14 protein-coding genes are annotated in these 17,460 nt (G+C 46.9%); 3 read left to right on the top strand and 11 right to left on the bottom strand.

Annotated features, from left to right (window positions below):
• Window positions 1-65: 65 nt before the first annotated feature.
• From CAGA_RS00260 to CAGA_RS00245, 4 genes are all read right to left on the bottom strand, one after another.
• Entirely contained in the window at window positions 66-2,069 is a 2,004-nt protein-coding gene (locus CAGA_RS00260) for an ABC transporter permease (protein ID WP_135656522.1), read from the bottom strand.
• Entirely contained in the window at window positions 2,059-2,826 is a 768-nt protein-coding gene (locus CAGA_RS00255; protein WP_135656520.1) for an ABC transporter ATP-binding protein, read from the bottom strand. The genes CAGA_RS00260 and CAGA_RS00255 overlap by 11 nt, the downstream gene beginning before the upstream one ends.
• 104 nt (window positions 2,827-2,930) lie before the next feature.
• Window positions 2,931-3,935: a sensor histidine kinase gene (locus CAGA_RS00250; protein ID WP_135656518.1), complete on the bottom strand. Its 1,005-nt coding sequence runs from the start codon at window positions 3,933-3,935 to the stop codon at window positions 2,931-2,933.
• Complete coding sequence (locus tag CAGA_RS00245; protein ID WP_135656516.1) at window positions 3,932-4,597, bottom strand: response regulator transcription factor; 666 nt, start codon at window positions 4,595-4,597, stop codon at window positions 3,932-3,934. Before CAGA_RS00245 ends, CAGA_RS00250 begins: the two co-directional genes overlap by 4 nt.
• A 197-nt stretch (window positions 4,598-4,794) precedes the next feature.
• Here CAGA_RS00245 and CAGA_RS00240 point away from each other — a divergent pair, with 197 nt between their 5' ends.
• From CAGA_RS00240 to ilvD, 3 genes are all read left to right on the top strand, one after another.
• Window positions 4,795-5,790 (top strand): asparaginase, encoded by a 996-nt coding sequence (locus CAGA_RS00240; protein WP_135656514.1) that lies wholly within the window; start codon window positions 4,795-4,797, stop codon window positions 5,788-5,790.
• A gap of 286 nt (window positions 5,791-6,076) precedes the next feature.
• Complete coding sequence (locus CAGA_RS00235; protein ID WP_135656511.1) at window positions 6,077-6,763, top strand: FadR/GntR family transcriptional regulator; 687 nt, start codon at window positions 6,077-6,079, stop codon at window positions 6,761-6,763.
• Window positions 6,764-6,935: 172 nt separating this feature from the next.
• The gene (gene ilvD / locus CAGA_RS00230; protein WP_135656509.1) at window positions 6,936-8,591 is read left to right on the top strand and encodes a dihydroxy-acid dehydratase; all 1,656 of its coding nucleotides are present in this window, start codon (window positions 6,936-6,938) and stop codon (window positions 8,589-8,591) included.
• Between the two features lie 74 nt (window positions 8,592-8,665).
• On the opposite strand, the gene CAGA_RS00225 is transcribed toward ilvD, so the two are convergent.
• The 7 genes from CAGA_RS00225 to CAGA_RS00195 form a co-directional block, all read right to left on the bottom strand.
• Entirely contained in the window at window positions 8,666-9,982 is a 1,317-nt protein-coding gene (locus CAGA_RS00225; protein WP_243112885.1) for an esterase/lipase family protein, read from the bottom strand.
• Between the two features lie 458 nt (window positions 9,983-10,440).
• Window positions 10,441-11,214, bottom strand: a complete 774-nt coding sequence (locus CAGA_RS00220; RefSeq protein ID WP_135656507.1) for a phosphatase PAP2 family protein — start codon at window positions 11,212-11,214, stop codon at window positions 10,441-10,443.
• Entirely contained in the window at window positions 11,207-12,124 is a 918-nt protein-coding gene (locus tag CAGA_RS00215) for a diacylglycerol/lipid kinase family protein (RefSeq protein WP_167875112.1), read from the bottom strand. Before CAGA_RS00215 ends, CAGA_RS00220 begins: the two co-directional genes overlap by 8 nt.
• A gap of 180 nt (window positions 12,125-12,304) precedes the next feature.
• Window positions 12,305-12,784: a late competence development ComFB family protein gene (locus tag CAGA_RS00210; RefSeq protein ID WP_135656503.1), complete on the bottom strand. Its 480-nt coding sequence runs from the start codon at window positions 12,782-12,784 to the stop codon at window positions 12,305-12,307.
• Window positions 12,785-12,788: 4 nt separating this feature from the next.
• Window positions 12,789-13,550, bottom strand: a complete 762-nt coding sequence (locus CAGA_RS00205) for a ParA family protein (protein WP_135656501.1) — start codon at window positions 13,548-13,550, stop codon at window positions 12,789-12,791.
• A 122-nt stretch (window positions 13,551-13,672) separates the two neighbouring features.
• On the bottom strand, window positions 13,673-14,596 hold the full coding sequence (locus CAGA_RS00200) for an alpha/beta hydrolase (RefSeq protein ID WP_135656499.1): 924 nt from the start codon (window positions 14,594-14,596) through the stop codon (window positions 13,673-13,675).
• Window positions 14,597-14,772: 176 nt separating this feature from the next.
• Window positions 14,773-17,424 (bottom strand): sensor domain-containing diguanylate cyclase, encoded by a 2,652-nt coding sequence (locus CAGA_RS00195; RefSeq protein ID WP_135656497.1) that lies wholly within the window; start codon window positions 17,422-17,424, stop codon window positions 14,773-14,775.
• Between the last annotated feature and the right edge of the window lie 36 nt (window positions 17,425-17,460).

The raw sequence follows: 17,460 nt of genomic DNA, 5'->3' as shown, positions 1-17,460 counted from the left end.
CAATCCCATTATATATTCTTTCCCTGTAAAATACAACAGCCGCCTTTCGGCGGCCATTGCTATCCTTATTTTTGCCTGATCATATTCTTGCTTCCGAAATAGGTTGCGAGAAAATAGCCCCCGTAAATCAGAAGAATGACAGCGGCGGTAAATAAAATGTTCCCCAAAATATCCAAATGGCCGAGAAGCATGATCGCATTATTGGCCACATGGATTCCCACTACGGAATGGATCAGCGCGAGCGAAAGCGGGATGAAGAAATAGATACCGATTTGCCCCAGCAGTGCACGGTTGATCATTTTCTCCTCCGCGCCTAATTTCCGAAGCAGCCCGTAGCGCTCCGTATTGTCCGACGCTTCGGAAAGTTGCTGAAGGGCGAGAACTGCCGCGCTGGTAATCAGGAATACCAGCCCGATATAAATAGCCAGATAGGAAACGATTGTCCTCAGCCCGGATGCATTTTCATACATGTCGGTTTTCGTAAACATCTCGTCAAAAGGCCATTCCGTATCTGATTCACATTTTGATTTTAGAAGCTGTGTGAATTCCTGCTCGTTAATCCCTTTCTTATATTGCGCGTTCAGCTCCAACCTTTGCACCTTCAGCCCTTTCACCAGATTGTCAGGAACAATCAGCGTACCGGGATCCTGGGGCGAAGAGGTCGTGAAAACACAGAGCGTCTGAACCCCATTTTTCGCGTAGGCCAGCTCCGTACCGTTCAGCTTAACTTTCCCTGTTTTATTGAGAAAGGATTCAATCGCTGGAACAAGCTGGCTTATATTACAATTCACCGCGAATTCGCCGGGCTTTAAGGTGATAACGGGTTTTCCCTGTAGAACAGCCGCGTTGTTGTAATCGGAAATCGATAGAATGGTCACCGGAACCTCTCGAAACCTCAGGGAATCCCTATAATACTCCGGAATCTTATCCATGTCATAGATTTCTTTGTATTGGATATCGGAGACATATTCGTTTACCTGCGTATATCCCCTGAAAAATTGATTAAGGTCAACCTTTTCTTTCTTCAGATTTTCGGCAATGCTTACGAATTCCGGCCTGTCTTCATTCAAAAAGCACATTAAAGAAATATCATAAGGGGTTGTGTCTTTCAGGTTTCTGGTCAGGACATTGGCGAGGCCCATGCCGGTCGAAAGCGTTCCGATTGTGATTAAAAGCATGATGCAGATGACCGACATCGAAAGAAAGGTGGTGTTGATCTTTGAATTGATCTGCCGCAGGATGAACATATTTAAGTTTTTAAAATACAGGCCCTTATTCATCTGCACCACACGGAGTAAAAAACCGGAAAGGGAGAAGAAAAAAAGAAGCGTACCGAGGCTGCCCAATATGATCGAAGCGGCAAACATGCTGTCAAACTGCATCATGCCGTTTTTAATAATCAGATAATAGGCAATTCCCAAACAAATAACGGAAAGGAAAAACACGAACACAGAAACGGACAGTTTCTTGATCTTCAAAGTCTCATTCTTTTTTCCTGCCAAAAGCAGGTCGATCAATTTCAGCTTTGAAATCGAAACCGTATTAAAAATCATGACAATCAAAAATATGATACCGAAGTAAAGCAAAGTTTTATAGAACGCATTAATCGAAAAAGTAAATGCAAACGCCTTCAGGTTCGCCTCAAACAGTTTCGCGGTAACAACGCTCAACCCTTGCGAGGCAAAAACACCGACGATCAGTCCGGTTACAAGGGCAAAAAGACCGATTAAAAGCGTTTCAAAAACGATCATCTTCGAAATTTTGCCCTTTTCCATTCCGAGCGTCATATAAATCCCAAGCTCTTTTTTGCGCCGCTTGATTAAAAACCGGTTCGCATAGACGATCAGAAAACCAAGGACCACAGAAATAAAAACAGAAACGTATGCGATTGCCTGCGCTAGTGCTTTGATACTGTTATATTGCGACTTGGTAAGTTGGAGCATGGCCGTCTGGGAGTCAATCGCATTAAACATATAAAACAGGCATACGCCGAAGGCCATAGTTAAGAAATAGACCGTATAGTCGCGGATGCTCTTCCTTACATTTTTTAAAGCAAGCTTACAAAACATTGGAATTGTCACCTCCGAGCAGAGTTACAACCTCAATGATCCTATTAAAGAACTGCTTGCGGGTATTGTCGCCGCGGACGATCTCATTGAAAATTTTCCCATCCTTAATAAACAGGATACGGTGGCAGTAGCTTGCGGTAAACGCATCGTGCGTAACCATTAAAATAGTGGCGTCCAGATTGCGGTTCAGCGTTTCAAAGCTTTCCAGCAGCATGCGCGAAGATTTGGAATCCAACGCGCCGGTCGGTTCATCCGCCAGAATCAAAGAGGGATTTGTTACGATCGCCCTTGCGGACGCAACGCGCTGTTTCTGCCCGCCGGAAAGCTGGTACGGGTATTTTTGCAAAACATCCTCAATTTCCAGCTGCTTTGCAACCTGGCGGACACGGACATCAATTTCACCAGGTGCGGTTTTGATGATGGATAGCGCAAGCGCGATATTTTCATAGGCGGTCAGCGTATCCAGCAGGTTAAAGTCCTGGAAAATGAAACCGAGCTGCTCGCGGCGGAACCGGGACAGTTTTTTCTGATTCAGCCTTGTAATATCCATTCCGTTAATGAAGATATGGCCGGCTGTTGCAGAATCAATGGTGGAAATACAGTTCAGCAGGGTAGTTTTTCCGCTTCCGGAAGCGCCCATAATTCCGATGAATTCGCCTTTTGCTACTCCAAAACTGATATCGTCAACCGCTTTTGTAACGTTTCCTTTGTTCCCGTAATATTTTTCGATATGTTCAACCGTTAAAACGTTCTCCATTGCATCTCTCTCCTTTGTTCGATTGTATTAGTATTATAATACAATTTTGCGGTTTGAACCATCGATTCACCTTACGTTTTCCTTACAAATTTGTAAGCTTTTCATTACAGATACATGTTGCTTTTAGGGAACACCAGCGATACCATTGTGCCGGCGCCTTCATTGGACGCAATTGAGATGCCGAGGTTTAATTTATCGCACAGCTTTTTGCAAAGGTACAGGCCGATCCCGGTGGACTTTGCTATCTTCCGCCCATTTTCGCCGGTAAACCCTTTTTCGAAAACACGTCCCAAATCCTTTTTCGGAATACCGATCCCGTTGTCTTCAATTATCAGCGTCACGCTGTTTTCGTTCTGCAAGCCGCAGATTTTCAGGAATGGATTCCCTTTCCGGTATTTGATGGAATTCATCAGGATCTGCCCGATCATGAAGTCCGTCCATTTTACGTCGGTAAACACCGTTTTATCAAGCGCTGATGTTTCCACATGCACTTTGCTCTCAATCAGAAGGGCAGAGTATTTTTTCAAGGAAGAATTCACCAGCTCTTTCAACGTCGTCTGCTTGATGACATAATCCTTCTCAACCGAATTGCTGCGGGAATAGAAAAGCGCCTGTTCCACATAATTTTCGATTTTGGACAGTTCCTCATTTAAATTGAGCGTTATTTTATTCCGGTTGTTTTCAATAATCAGTTTGCTGGAGGAAATCGGCGTTTTCACTTCGTGAACCCAGGTTTCGATGTATTCCCGGTATTCGCGGGAAGCAAGACGGTAGCGGGCGATTTCGTCGTTCATCGCCTTATTGGTTGTCTTTTCCACCTCATATAGGAGTTTTCCTTCCAAAAAGGACGGCTCGTCCAATAGCTCCGACAGCAGGTACTTTTTATCCAGCTTCTCCAAATGCTGGAACAGTTCATTATAAAAGGTTTTTTTCTGAAAATATTCCATTCCCAGCGCAGCGGCCTGCCCCAGCAGGAAAAGGCCGGTGATAAACCCGGCCGCGTAAGCGCCAACCCCGAGCATATTCATCAGGACAACCGCAAATAAGGATGAAAGCACAACGAAAAGGACCGAAAAGGCCTTATCTTTTAAAAAGTCCACAAAATTCATACCATGTACCCCTGTCCCCGTTTGGTGATTAAGTAATCGTGCACGCCGATTTCCTCAAGCTTCCGGCGTAGGCGGTTAATATTCACCGTAAGCGTGTTGTCGTCCACAAATTCCTCCGACTGCCAAAGGTCATTCATCAGTTCTTCCCGAGAAATGATATGCTCCTTATTCCGCATCAACAGAAGTAAAATACGGTGCTCATTTTTGGAAAGCTCCACCTCTTTATTTTGGCAGCGGGCAACGCCTTTGGACAAATCAAGCTCTACCCCCCGGTGCGAAAGGACGCTTGGCGGATCGGAATAATAAACGCGCTTCAAAACGGAAGAAATCCGCGCCAGCAGGATTTGGGTATTGTATGGCTTTGTAATGAAATCATCCGCCCCAAGGTTCATACTCATCAGTTCATCCACTTCGCTGTCCCGGCTGGTTACGATAATAATCGGAATTTCACTTTGGCGGCGGATTTCCCGGCAAATATGGTAGCCGTCGTAAACTGGAAGATTAATATCCAGCAAAATAAGCTGCGGATTTTCGCGAATGATGATTTCCGGCATGTGCGCAAAATCATCCGACGAAACACAGGTATATCCGTATTTTTCAAGCAGGCGCTTCAATTCATTCCGGATTTTCACATCATCTTCAACAATAAAAACAGTAGGCATATTTCTCAGCCTCTTCTCTATTTTTCTTTTTCACCAATCAGATAGATCTTGTCCTATATTATAGTTTATCCTTGCAAATCAATCAATCGCCCGTCCGTTTTCTTTCTAACCAAAGGAACTTCTTTACTTTGCGTCGCCGCCATGGTAGGATTATAAGCGGAATTTGGCGAAACCGCTGTGAAATCAGGAGGACAGAAATGAAAAAAATACTGTTTATCACCACCGGGGGCACCATTGCCTCCGAACCAACGGACGAGGGCCTTGCCCCTTCGCTTACCAGCGGAAAATTGGCGGCATTTCTTGGCGGGCTGGCAACCGAATACGACATAACAACAGAAGATCTGTTCCAACTAGACAGTTCGAACATCCAGCCGGAGGAATGGCAGTGCATTGCCCGCACAATTGCCCGCGAATACACAAAGTATGACGGCGTCGTATTAACACATGGTACGGATACAATGGCTTACACCGCTTCGGTACTGTCGTTTATGCTGCGAAATCTGCCTATTCCTGTGGTGATTACCGGTTCCCAGCTTCCCATCCTCCATCCGCTGACGGATGGCGTTGAAAATCTCCGCTGTGCCTTTGCGATGGCCAGCACAGGGGCGCCGGGCGTGTACGTTGCTTTCAATCGCAAGGTGATTTTAGGCGCGCGGGCAGTAAAAGTGCGGACCACCGGATTCGACGCATTTGAAAGCGTCAATTGCCCGTACGCGGCAACCATCGACGCAAACGGGTTGCAGCTAAACAATCCCGTTCTGCCGCAGGTCCAAGGGGACTTCGCTCTGGATGACCGCCTGAGCGACCGCGTCTTTCTGATTAAGCTCACACCGGGTTTGAACCCCGAAATTTTTGATATGCTGTTAAAAATGAATTATAAGGGAATTGTGATTGAAGCCTTCGGCGCGGGCGGCCTGAATTTTGTCCGCCGCGATTTGATTACGAAATTACAAAAAGCCGTGGAATGCGGCATCTCCGTTGTGGTTTGCAGCCAATGCCTGTATGAGCGCAGCGACTTCACGATTTACCAGGCCGGGCAAAAAGCCTTAAGAAGCGGCGTCGTGCAGGGATTTGACATGACAACCGAAGCCGCCGTCACAAAGCTGATGTGGGCGCTTGGGAAAACAGACAAGCCGGAAGAAATCAAGCGTATGTTTACAACAAATTATGTTGGGGAAATCAGCATTCCATAAGCTTCGGACGGAAGAAACTTTCTGAACAGGAAACATAAAAGCAATCTAGAACTACGGATACATAGCAAGCGCTCATCCTTCCAACCGGCGGGATGGGCGTTTTTCAATCCGACAATCCATTTGCGAGACATTTCCTTCGCTCTTTTGCGTACCTTCCTGCCGGCCCTCGTAACATGCCGCTTGCGCAAAAGAATAGATAAATGAAATCAGACATCGGACAACCATATTGAAAAACGATGTCTTTTCGTTTATAATGAACAAAAGACAGAATTAAGGGGATTCACCAATGACGAAAAAAGGGGAAAGCCTTGCTGAAAAAATCGCCGATGATATTCTTGCAATGATCACAATTGATAAAAAATTCTCTCTGGGCGACAAGCTGCCAAATGAAAATGTACTTTCTTCCCAATTAAAGGTGAGCCGCACTACGCTTAGGGAAGCCATCCGCATTTTGGTTGCCCACAATGTGTTGGAGATTCAGCGCGGAAAAGGAACATTCGTAAAAAGGAATCCGTCCCTGAATGATTCGATGAAGCTGGAGGAACTTTCCGGATTCCCTATGGACGTGAAGGATTTATATGAAATGCGTTTGATTTTTGAGCCACAGTCGGCTTATTATGCCGCAAAACGTGCGACCGATAAAGAGCTGGAACGTATTTTATACTACGGAAAGCTGGAAGAGGAACAGATTCTGAAAAAAATGGATCGGACCGAAGTGGATCAGGCATTCCACAAATCCATTGCAAAAGCGACCCACAACGAATTTATGAACCGGCTGATGCCGATCCTGTATCAGGCAATCGGCAAGGGGGTCATTTTATCTTATGCAAATGAGGACATCGTTCAAAATACCCTGCATGACCATCGAATGATTATGGAGTTCCTTGCAAAGCGGGATGCCCTCGGTGCGAAAACAGCCATGGAGCTTCATATTATCCACGCAATGCGCGGCTTCGGAATAGAAAACGAATAACAAATCCCATGCAAAAAGCGCGCCCATACTGCTGATAGCGGTATGGGCGTTTTGTTTTCTGCTGTCATTTCCGCCCGCTAGGAAACTTCCCGGGAAGCTTTATTTTCAATTGACATAAGACATCATACAATATATAATTAATTAAACAACTACATAGAGAGAGGTGCTCAAAATGAATAGTGATGCAGTAACCAAAAGCGTACCGCAGCGCGCCCTGTTCCACGCGCTTGGATTAACCGACGAGGAGCTTGAACGGCCTCTGATCGGCATTGTCGGTTCACAAAATGAGATTGTCCCCGGACATATGAATTTGGATAAAATCGTTGAAGCAGTAAAAGCAGGCGTTTCCATGGCGGGCGGAACCCCGATTGTATTTCCGGCCATTGCGGTGTGCGACGGCCTTGCAATGGGGCACCGCGGGATGAAATATTCCCTCATCACAAGGGAGCTGATCGCGGATTCCACCGAAGCAATGGCGATTGCGCACGCCTTTGACGCCCTCGTAATGGTTCCGAACTGCGATAAAAACGTACCCGGCCTTCTCATGGCCGCGGCGCGCCTGAATATCCCCACCATTCTTGTCAGCGGCGGGCCGATGCTCGCGGGCCGCGTTGACGGGCAAAAGACCAGCTTTTCCAGCGTTTCCGAAGCTTCCGGAGCATATCGCGCAGGAAAAATCACCAAGGAAAAACTGCTGGAATATGAAAACAGGGTCTGCCCCACCTGCGGCTCCTGCTCCGGTATGTATACTGCCAACAGTATGAATTGCCTGACAGAAGTCCTGGGCATGGGCTTAAAGGGGAATGGAACCATTCCGGCAGTTTATTCGCAGCGCCTTCAGCTTGCAAAGCACGCGGGCATGAAGATTATGGAGCTGCTGAAAAGGAATATCCGCCCGCGCGACATTATGACCGAGGGCGCGTTCCGCAATGCGCTGACGATTGATATGGCTCTTGGGTGCAGCACAAACAGCATACTCCACCTTCCCGCAATCGCGCATGAATGCGGCATCTCTCTAAACCTGGATATTGCGAACGAAATCAGCGACAAAACGCCGAACCTCTGCCATCTTGCCCCTGCGGGCCACACCTATATGGAAGACCTAAACGAGGCGGGCGGCGTTTACGCCGTAATGCATGAAATTAACAAGCTCGGGCTGCTCCAAACCGACCTGATCACCTGCACCGGCAAAACGGTGGGAGAAAATATTGCAAACTGTATGAATCGCAACCCGGAGATAATCCGCCCGGTTGAAAATCCTTACAGCAAAACAGGCGGCATTGCCGTATTAAGGGGAAATCTGGCTCCCGATTCCTGCGTTGTCAAACGCTCTGCGGTGGCACCAGAGATGCTGAAGCACGAAGGTCCGGCAAGGGTTTTCGACAGCGAAGAAGAAGCCATTGACGCGATTACTTCCGGGAAAATCGTACCCGGCGATGTTGTTGTTATCCGCTACGAAGGACCAAAAGGCGGCCCCGGTATGCGGGAAATGCTGAATCCCACCTCCGCAATCATGGGAGCCGGACTTGGAAGCAGCGTCGCGCTCATTACGGATGGACGTTTCAGCGGCGCAACCCGCGGCGCAGCAATCGGCCATGTCTCCCCCGAGGCAGCGGTCGGCGGGAATATCGCCCTTGTAGAGGAAGGCGATCGCATCCAAATTGATATCATGGCAAATACCATTCACCTTGCCGTCAGCGACGAAGAACTGAAGAAACGCCGCGAAAATTGGAAGCCCAGAAAGCCCAAAATTACGGAGGGCGCTCTGGCAAGATACGCTTCGATGGTTTCTTCCGCGAATAAAGGGGCCATCCTGGAAATAAAATAACCCGTTTAATTTATCTAAAAAAAGCTTCAGTTGGTTTAAACAAACCAACTGAAGCTTTTTATGTAAAAACAGAATTATTTCGGAAGCTGGCTGAGCATTGTTGCTGTCTCTATAAAGAAGTCCAAAGCTCCATCCCAGTTTCTGCCGATGATGTCTTCATGGTCGATATGTTTTATACCCATGAAGTTCCACTGGCCAATCTTCGGCGTACCGTCGAAATCTTCGATGATATCGGTGGAACCATAGTGCGGACCGCTTTGGGAGATGGTATTGACATAACCGTCATTCGGCCACCATGTTTCATCAATAATGGGGATTTCACGGGAATAATCTTTACGGTGATACGAACCCATGAACGCCGCCTGTGCCGCCCATTGCGCGTTGTAAAGCTTTTTGTCACCCATAAGCAGCGGATCGGCAATCTGGTGGCCCTCGAAAGAAATTGGATTTTTCTTTGTTCCCAAGCATGCCCATGAGAAATAATAGGTATCGGGCTGGGCTTTGACCCATCTATTCTGCACTACTGCACCGTCCGTGCCTAAATCATAAGCACAGTTGTCTTTGCTGTTTGTCCACATACTGCTATTAAGAACCCTGTTCAGGAACTTCTTAAGGCTTTCTCCGGATTTTCTCTTCAACCCGAACTGGTCGAGCTTAATATCGTAGACTTCATTGGCATTTGGAATATTGCCAAGACCGGATCCAACTGCGGCAAGAGCAACAGCGGCAACCTTGTTTGTTCCCTTCACATCGGCAAGAGTGGTTCCGTCATGGGGGCTTGCCATGGTGGTAACGCTGCTAATCCAGTTGTGGCCGCCTGCAAACAATGGGCTTACATTCTCACCGGAAACAGCTCTCTCTTCCGCACTACCTTCGCCAAGAAGCGCCGACAAAAGCCTTACCGTCTGGCCGCCCTGGCTGTGGCCGATCAAATGAACCTTCTGAATATTTCCGTCTTCATCTTCCTGACCCCAATTCGGCAAAAAGCCTTTATAGGTCCTGCCGAATCTGGCGTGGCCGTAACGTTTCGAGTGCGCCTCGCCGTAGTCGACCGTACCGCCCTTGATCTGCGCATAAAGCTCACACGCTCTGTCCCAGTTGCTGGAAAGCGGACCTACAGCGGCTGTGTAGGTTGTAAAGCCCCTGTCGTTCAATTCTTCCTGAAAATCGACATTGCCTCCCCAGTAATACTTGGCGTTGAACGCAAGCCTTCCGAAGGCTTCGTCTCTTCCCCAGCCGTTGCAGCCGTGGCAGAGAACAATCGGGTAGTCGTTTTGGCGCGACTCCTTCTTCTGTGCAGCCGCAGCCGCCGACGGCAGGAACACGGACATTGTTAACGCGAACGTTAAAATGAGTGCGCCAAGCTTTTTGAATTTTGACCTCTTCACCATTTCACAATCCTCTTTTCTTTTTTTTGAACATTCTTAGAAGTACATAAAAATAGAGATTCCTGTTTCCGTTTAAAAATCGTTTCCTTAAAGGCAAGGTGTTTTCATCTGCGCTTCCTTTTTTAATTTTTAAAATTCAACAGCAATCCTATGTTTTAGGTAATTCTTGGAAATGTTCTATACAGAATTATAGGTAGGATTTGCCAAAAAGTAAATAAACATTTTACGAATATTGTTTAAACTGTCACACAAACTACTTTGTTTAAAATCTTTTAAAAATTTTGGTGAAAAATATGACCAAAGTCATTGACAGAATGTCCAATCTCCATATTTTTCCTTTGTTTATGGAACTCTGCTGCAAATTTTTTGAATTTATTTTATTTTAAAAAAAGTCCCAATTGGCTATCGAACCAATTGGGTTACAATTTCATCATTTTTTCTTTTCTGCGAAAAGCTTTTATTTAATAAAATCCAATCACCCTGAAAATCACTGCATTTACAACTACGCCGATGAACCCCCAGAAGATTCCTAAAATTGCTCCCGCAAGCACATCCCGGGGATAATGCATCCCCATATACATGCGCGTTGTCCCAACCAGAGCGGCCAGCAAATACAGCACAACCGCAACAAACATATGTCCTTTAAAATACTGCGATAATATGGTGGCCATATAGAACGCCTGACCGGTATGCCCGCTGGGAAAGGACTTTCCTCTTGCGCGTGTGCCAACAACACGGACATTTTCCAGATAGGAAAACGGGCGGGGCCTTTTTATGAAAGATTTGATTCCTTCCACAACCAGCCAAAGCGTCAGCGTTCCGAATACAAACTCATACGCCAGATGCGGATTCACCGCAAAGTAAAGCACCAAAGCGATTACAACGGTTACAATACCGTTGCCAAGTTCCGTCAACGCCATCATGGTACGATCCAGCCAGCGCGGCCGTTTTCCATATCCGTTAAAAAACGTAAAGACATAGGCGTCTATGTTTTGGCCTTCCGTCCATACCAGCGAAACCGCCAGAAGGCAAAAAAACAAGAGCATGGCAAGCAGTACGGAGTGCTCCCGCATGGTAAGCCAGACATGCTTCCAAAAATTGAGGGGGACAACCGTTACATAAAAAGCGAGCGCCGTAAGGATCACAAGGAGCCAGACGGAAGGGTGCAAACACCGGAGCCGGCAGATCAGCTTCCCGCACTTTTTCACTTTCGGATGGTTGAAAATATCAGTCATTTTTCTTTTGATTCCTCGCTTGCTTATTTTCTTTTTGGGAACGCGGAAGCATCACCGCAAGCGCGCGCCGATTCATTTCGATATGAACCGCCCCGGTCCCCAGCGGAACGCTGTCCGCCATAATCTGCATGGGCGGCATGGTTTCAATATCGACTTTATGAACATGATAATGTTCGATTCTCGGATCTTCCACTTCGCTTATATCCGAACCCTTTAAAGCGCAGCCGAGCAGGTTTATCTTATTCAGGTTGGAAAAGAGAAGGACATCCAGCAGCCCGTCTTTAAAAGCGGCTTTATTCCCTACCCGGTAGTTGCGCCCAACGTGCGGCATATTCGTTACCAGCACAACATGCCCCATCCGGACAATTTCACGTCGGTCATCCATTGACAGCTTGATTTTTGAATGGGTAGAAGAAACCAGCGTTGCAAGGAAGTCCCCCACCCGCTCGAAATGGCCATGCTGAATGTCATCCCCGGCCGAAAACAGGGACGACATCAGTCCGACGGAACAGACTTCCAAAAACGGCATTTTCATATCCCCATAAACCACCATTCCCATATCGATTTTCACCCGTTCCCCCAAGCGAAGGATGGAAATAGCGGACGGTATATCCTGCGGTATATTCAGACTGAGCGCAATATTATTCTGTGTTCCCGTTGGAATAATCCCTAGCGTTGCAGGCAAGCCGGCAATTTCCCTGGCAACCGCGGAAATGGTTCCGTCCCCGCCGCATACAACAAAAAGGTTCACGCCCTGTACAAGGGTTTCCTGAACCATTTTGGCATAATCGCTGTCGGGTTCCGTCAGGTACACCTCGGGAATGAACTTCCATTCCTGCAACATGCTGATAATATTCATTAATTGGACGGGAGAAGCGTTTGCCGAACCCGATGCAGGATTAAAAATCAATTTTGCGCGTCTCCGCCGTTTTCCCCAGTAGTAGATTTCATTCTCCATCTTGACCGCAAAACCTTTCTCACACGCCTTATTCATAACAGGATTATTATGAATAAAAAGGATGGAAAATATGTCTGGCCAGCAGGATTCATGAAAATTCAAAAAAAGGCACCCGCAAAGGTGCCTGTGTATTTAATGCCTCGGATGGGAACGTACCGCCAAAATTGCCTTAATGACCGCGGTTACAACCGCCGCGTTGGTCTGCGCATCCAACCGGGGCGCCGGCTGCCCTTCCATTAGAACCATATAGTGGGGTGAAAGCCGGTTCAGCGCCAGAGCAACCATATCCTTTTTACACCGGTCGCACCGGCAACACTGAAACCGCTTTAATGCTTCCTCCAGCTTTTCCAGCACAACGGCTTCCATCGTGTTCACCAGAACCGTCTGCTGGGTATCCATTAGCGGAATCCCAAGCTCGCGGCGCATCATGGCTCTGTGTGGGCTCGGCGCTTCCTCTTCCTTTGACAATTTTTCCGCCTGCGTGCTTTTTTCTGAGGACGGCTGCTGAACCTCCTGTTCCTCCTGCAATGAGGCCTTAATGGTTTTGGAACCGGAAGGCATCAGCATTTTATACATTAAATCCTTATCAATATCTTTCTTGGTTTTTGCCATACGATTAGGCCTCCTTTTTCAGAAATTCATCTGTAAAGCTCTGGTAGTCCTTTGCAATATTATTTCTTGGGGAATAATCCAGAATATTCTGCTGAACCGACTGTGCTTCGCTGGCAGCAACGCTGCTCCTTATGTATGTGTCAAAAAGGCGGATATTTAAGTCCTCCGCGATCATCGCGGCCGTACCGCGAATTTCTTTGCACAAATGGGTACGGGGGTTAAATTTCGTAAGCAAAATCCCGGCAATATCCAGATTTGGGTTACAATATTTTTTCACACGTTCGACGGTTTCATATAGCTTACCAATCCCCTGCAGGCTGAAAATATCAGACAGAACGGGCACGATAATCGTATCGGAGGCAGTAAACGCGTTGATCGTAAGTATGCCGAGCGCTGGGGGCGTATCGATCAAAATATAGTCGTAAAGGTCCATAACCGGCTTAAGGGCCTCTTTCAGCAAATATTCTCTTCCTGTATTCGTAAATTCCAATTCAATTCCGCTCAGAAGAATACTGGAGACGATCAGATCGGCCGTATCGGATTTCTGTATGGCAAACTGGGTTTTCACATCGCCTTTCAGAACATCGTAAATGGTCGCGCAGATGTCGGTGTCTACACCTACGCTGAAGCCGAGGTTTCCCTGCGGATCCAAATCAATCATTAGGACGCGGAACCCCCTTTTCTTCAGCCCCGCCGCCAAACTACAGGTAGTGGTTGTTTTCCCTACCCCGCCCTTCTGATTGGATATTGAAATTACGCTGCTCATCTATAAATCCCCCTTGGCAATTTCACAAGCTTATTCCGTCCTTATTATACTATTTTCTACACAATCTTACAATAATTTCATAATTCTGACGGATTCTTTTTTCTGAGTTTGGTGAATTTATCCTATTTTTCAATCTTTAGGAAATTCAAAATAATTTTATAACAGTCCCGTACCTGGGAAAAAACCGGAGGCATTGCAAAAAAGCCGTGAAGCGCATCGGGAATCCGGTGCACCTCCACCGTATTTCCGGCCTCTTTCAGCCTTTTGCCGTAATCCTCCGCCTCGTCCCGCAGGGGATCGTGCTCCGCCGTAATAATGAGCGTGTCCGGCTGATTGCTGAAATCCTTGGATGCCAGCGGGGCAAAATAGGGGTTTTGCAAATCCTTTTCATCCGCCATATACAGCGCCATATAATCGTTGATCCGTTTTGCGGTAAGCAGATATTTTTTATGGCTGCTCCGTACCGAAGCATAGGGGGATTGCTCCGTATGGTCGTGATAGGCACAGGGATAAAGAAGTATCTGACGCGCAGGAAAGAATTCGCCCCGGTCACGAGCCATTAGGGACACCGCAGCAGCCAAATTTCCGCCGGCGCTGTCGCCCATAAGTGTGATCCGATCCGGTTCCGTTTGAAGCAGGGACGGTTCAAGGAATATTTCGCGCGTAACGCGATAGCAGTCCTCCGGCGCCGCTGGGAAACGATATTCCGGCGCCGACCGGTAATCGACCGACACAACGGTATAGCCGGTCATCTCGGCTAAATTGGCGCAGACCCGGTCATAGCTGTCAATAAAACCGGTTATCCACCCGCCCCCGTGAAAAAAGAGGATAATGGATTTGCTTTCACTATCAGAAGGGGTAAAGATCCGCACCGGAATCGCATGATTTTCATAAGCGACAACATGGTCCCACATTTTGTAGGGTGGCTTGCGGTGATGGTTTGCTATCCGGATAATCTTTTTCTGCATCTTATATTGATCCCCAAAATCGACGTCCGTGTAAGAAAGTGCACGCAGCGCAGCCCGCATAAGCCGGTTTACCGCCATTTTATACACGCCTTTCAATGCAAAATCTGAAAGTAGTATATACCGTTTACTTCCTTTTATTGCCGCTGGGCGCTTTTCCCCTCACACAAAAGGACGGAATTACACATTACGGGCACCCCGGCTGTACCGGGGAGTCCGCATGAAAACAGAAAAGGCGGTATGGTTTCCCATGCCGTCTAATCGCAAAAATCATCCTCTTCCGAATAAAATTCGTAGCAATCCTTTCCGCGCCGTTTCGCCTTGTACAGGGCGGCATCCGCCTTTGGATACAACTCCTGATAGGTCTTCCCGTCCTCCGGGAACAGCGCGATTCCGATGCTCCCTGATATTTGATACGATAAATCCTTGCTTGCATGCGTGGTGCGGAAAATCTCGCACATGGCTTTTGCCTTCTGTTCGATCAGATCATCGGCGGAAATATCGCGCAAGAACACAACAAATTCATCCCCGCCGATACGTCCGACAACATCCGACGTTCGGAAAAGCTTCTGGAGCCTGTGGGATATTTCCATAATGACTTCGTCGCCGGTCATATGGCCGAACTGGTCGTTAATCGCTTTGAAGTTATCAATATCAAGCATCATCAGCGCATGCCTTTCAACAGGCGCCGACTCCGCCAGATGGTCTTCAATTTGGGACTGTGTCGCGGTTTTGTTGAAAAGATTGGTCAGTGGGTCGCGTTGGGATTTATCCAGCAGCCGCTGCATCTCCTTTTTTTGCTTATCAATATTGTACGCCTTCCCAACTGCTTTGCTCGGCCTGCCGTACGAATCATAGATAATTTTCGCTTTTATGCGGTGCCAAATAAACTCATTGGACTTTGTTATAAAGCGGACCTCGGTTTCCGAATCCGCATTGCCCATCCGCAATTTGTTTAAATAAGCCTTAAATTCGGGCAAATCCTTATCGCATATACTTTCATTCTGTAAAATATTTTCTAAAAACCCGGAAATGTTCGGGTGCCTTCCGGTTAAAGCGGTAAAGAGCGGAGAAAACTCCATACAGTCGGCCGGAATATCATACTCAAACATAATATCATCGGAAAGGTTTTCCGCTATTTGGTACCGTTCCTGCTCCACTTCCAGTTCTTCCTGCGTCATTTTCAGCGTTGTAATATCCGAAAAGACACATTGATAGAAAACCTGCTGGTTTTGATTCACCGTGCGGGTTCCGCTTAAAGACACCCAAATCACTTTTCCGTCGCGCTGCACCATCCGGAACTCCGCCATAATCGGCCTTTTTTCCGCAATCTGCCTGGATATCATACTGGACAAAAAACGGGCGTCATCCGGATGAACGTTCTCGATGCCTTCATGCTCCTTGGATTTGTATTCTTCCTCCGTATATCCGCAAAGCCTGTAGAATCCCTCGCTGGCATAAACAAGCTTTAGTTTTCCGTCCTCGTACGCATACTGGGCAACGCCGCCCGGAATACTGTTTGCCAGGGTCAGAAGCTGCTTCATGGCGTCATTGGCCTTTTTATGGGCCTGCTTGGATTCCGTAATGTCGATCACAACGGCATAAAACTGCCTTTGCCCGTCCTCGCAGGTAACAATCTGAACACGGTTTAAAAACCAGCGTATTTCTCCCTCTGAAGTGACAATCCGGTATTTTACTTCTGCAAATTTGCTTTGCGTAAATTGCTGGCGAAGGTTGTTCAACGTCTGAACGCGGTCTTCCCCATAGATCATATTGCAGAAGGAATTGTGATACTTTTCTAAAAACTGTTCCCGCGAGTAACCAAACATTTTCAACAGCCCGTCGCTTACAAACTGGAACTCCATATCCTCGCTGTCATTGTATCGGAACGCGCCGCCGGGCAGGTTGGCAATAAAGGTTTCCAGCTCAACCTTTGTGGAGCGCAACTCATCATTCTTATTGCGGATCATCTTTCGGTTCTTTCGATCAGAAAGTACCATATATAAGATGAATAAAAGCATAGCGACTATAAGATGGGCCATAAGAGGAATGGTATAATGCATGATTTTATTGGTTTTGAAGGCTATCTCACTTACGGAAACCGTTTTAAAAATATACCAGTCCTCGATTCCCAACGGCATATAAAAAACGAAATATTCATTTTTATTGGTATAATAGTGGGAATTCCCGGATTTTCCACCGCGCATGTTGGATTTGATAAGATTCAAACCGTTGGAATCTTCAAAGGTTAAATTCGTATTGGAAAAGATATTGCTATTCCGTTTTTCGGGATTGGTTGTGGAGATAATCGTCCCATTCCCAAGAACGATGTTTGTTTCACTAAAATCCTCATTGCCGTTTACGTTGAGAAGCGCGTCGATTTTATTCGCCGGGATAATTGCTTGAACTGCACCTACTGTTTTGCCTGAAAGCCGAACCGGTGCGGCTGCAACGATCATATTCTTCCCGTCCAGTCTGGAATCTTCAACGGGAGCTATCACAATGGAACCGCCCATTACCTTTTTAAAATACGCACGGTCGGCAATTGGAAGGATCCGCCCATCTTGAAAATAGCAGGTGCCATCCGCCTGCACATACGATAGAGAAATTATGGGGTCGGATGAATCCATCTTTTTTAAAAAGCTTTGGATTTCTTCCTTACCGAGGGAATGGTACTGTGCTTCCATCACTTTGGAAAGCCCTCTGACAGAGGCTTCCGCAAATTGCAACTCATTTCTTACAATCAGAGCATCCTGGCCCGCTTCCGACGCTAAATTCTTCTGATTATCTTCAGTAAACGTATTTTTTACTAAAAGGGTATAGTGGCTGAAAGACAGAATTATAACCAAAATAGCTGCGGCCATAACAAGAATTGCGGTTATGGATGTATTAATTCTACTCTTCAACATATATCCCCCCAAGACATAGCGAAAGCCTTCATGCGG

This window comes from Caproiciproducens galactitolivorans (genome assembly GCF_004768785.1).
In the GTDB taxonomy this organism is placed as follows: Bacteria; Bacillota; Clostridia; order Oscillospirales; family Acutalibacteraceae; genus Caproiciproducens; species Caproiciproducens galactitolivorans.
The sequence above is the reverse complement of the archived record's forward strand: the minus strand, read 5'-3'. Positions and strand labels throughout refer to the sequence as shown.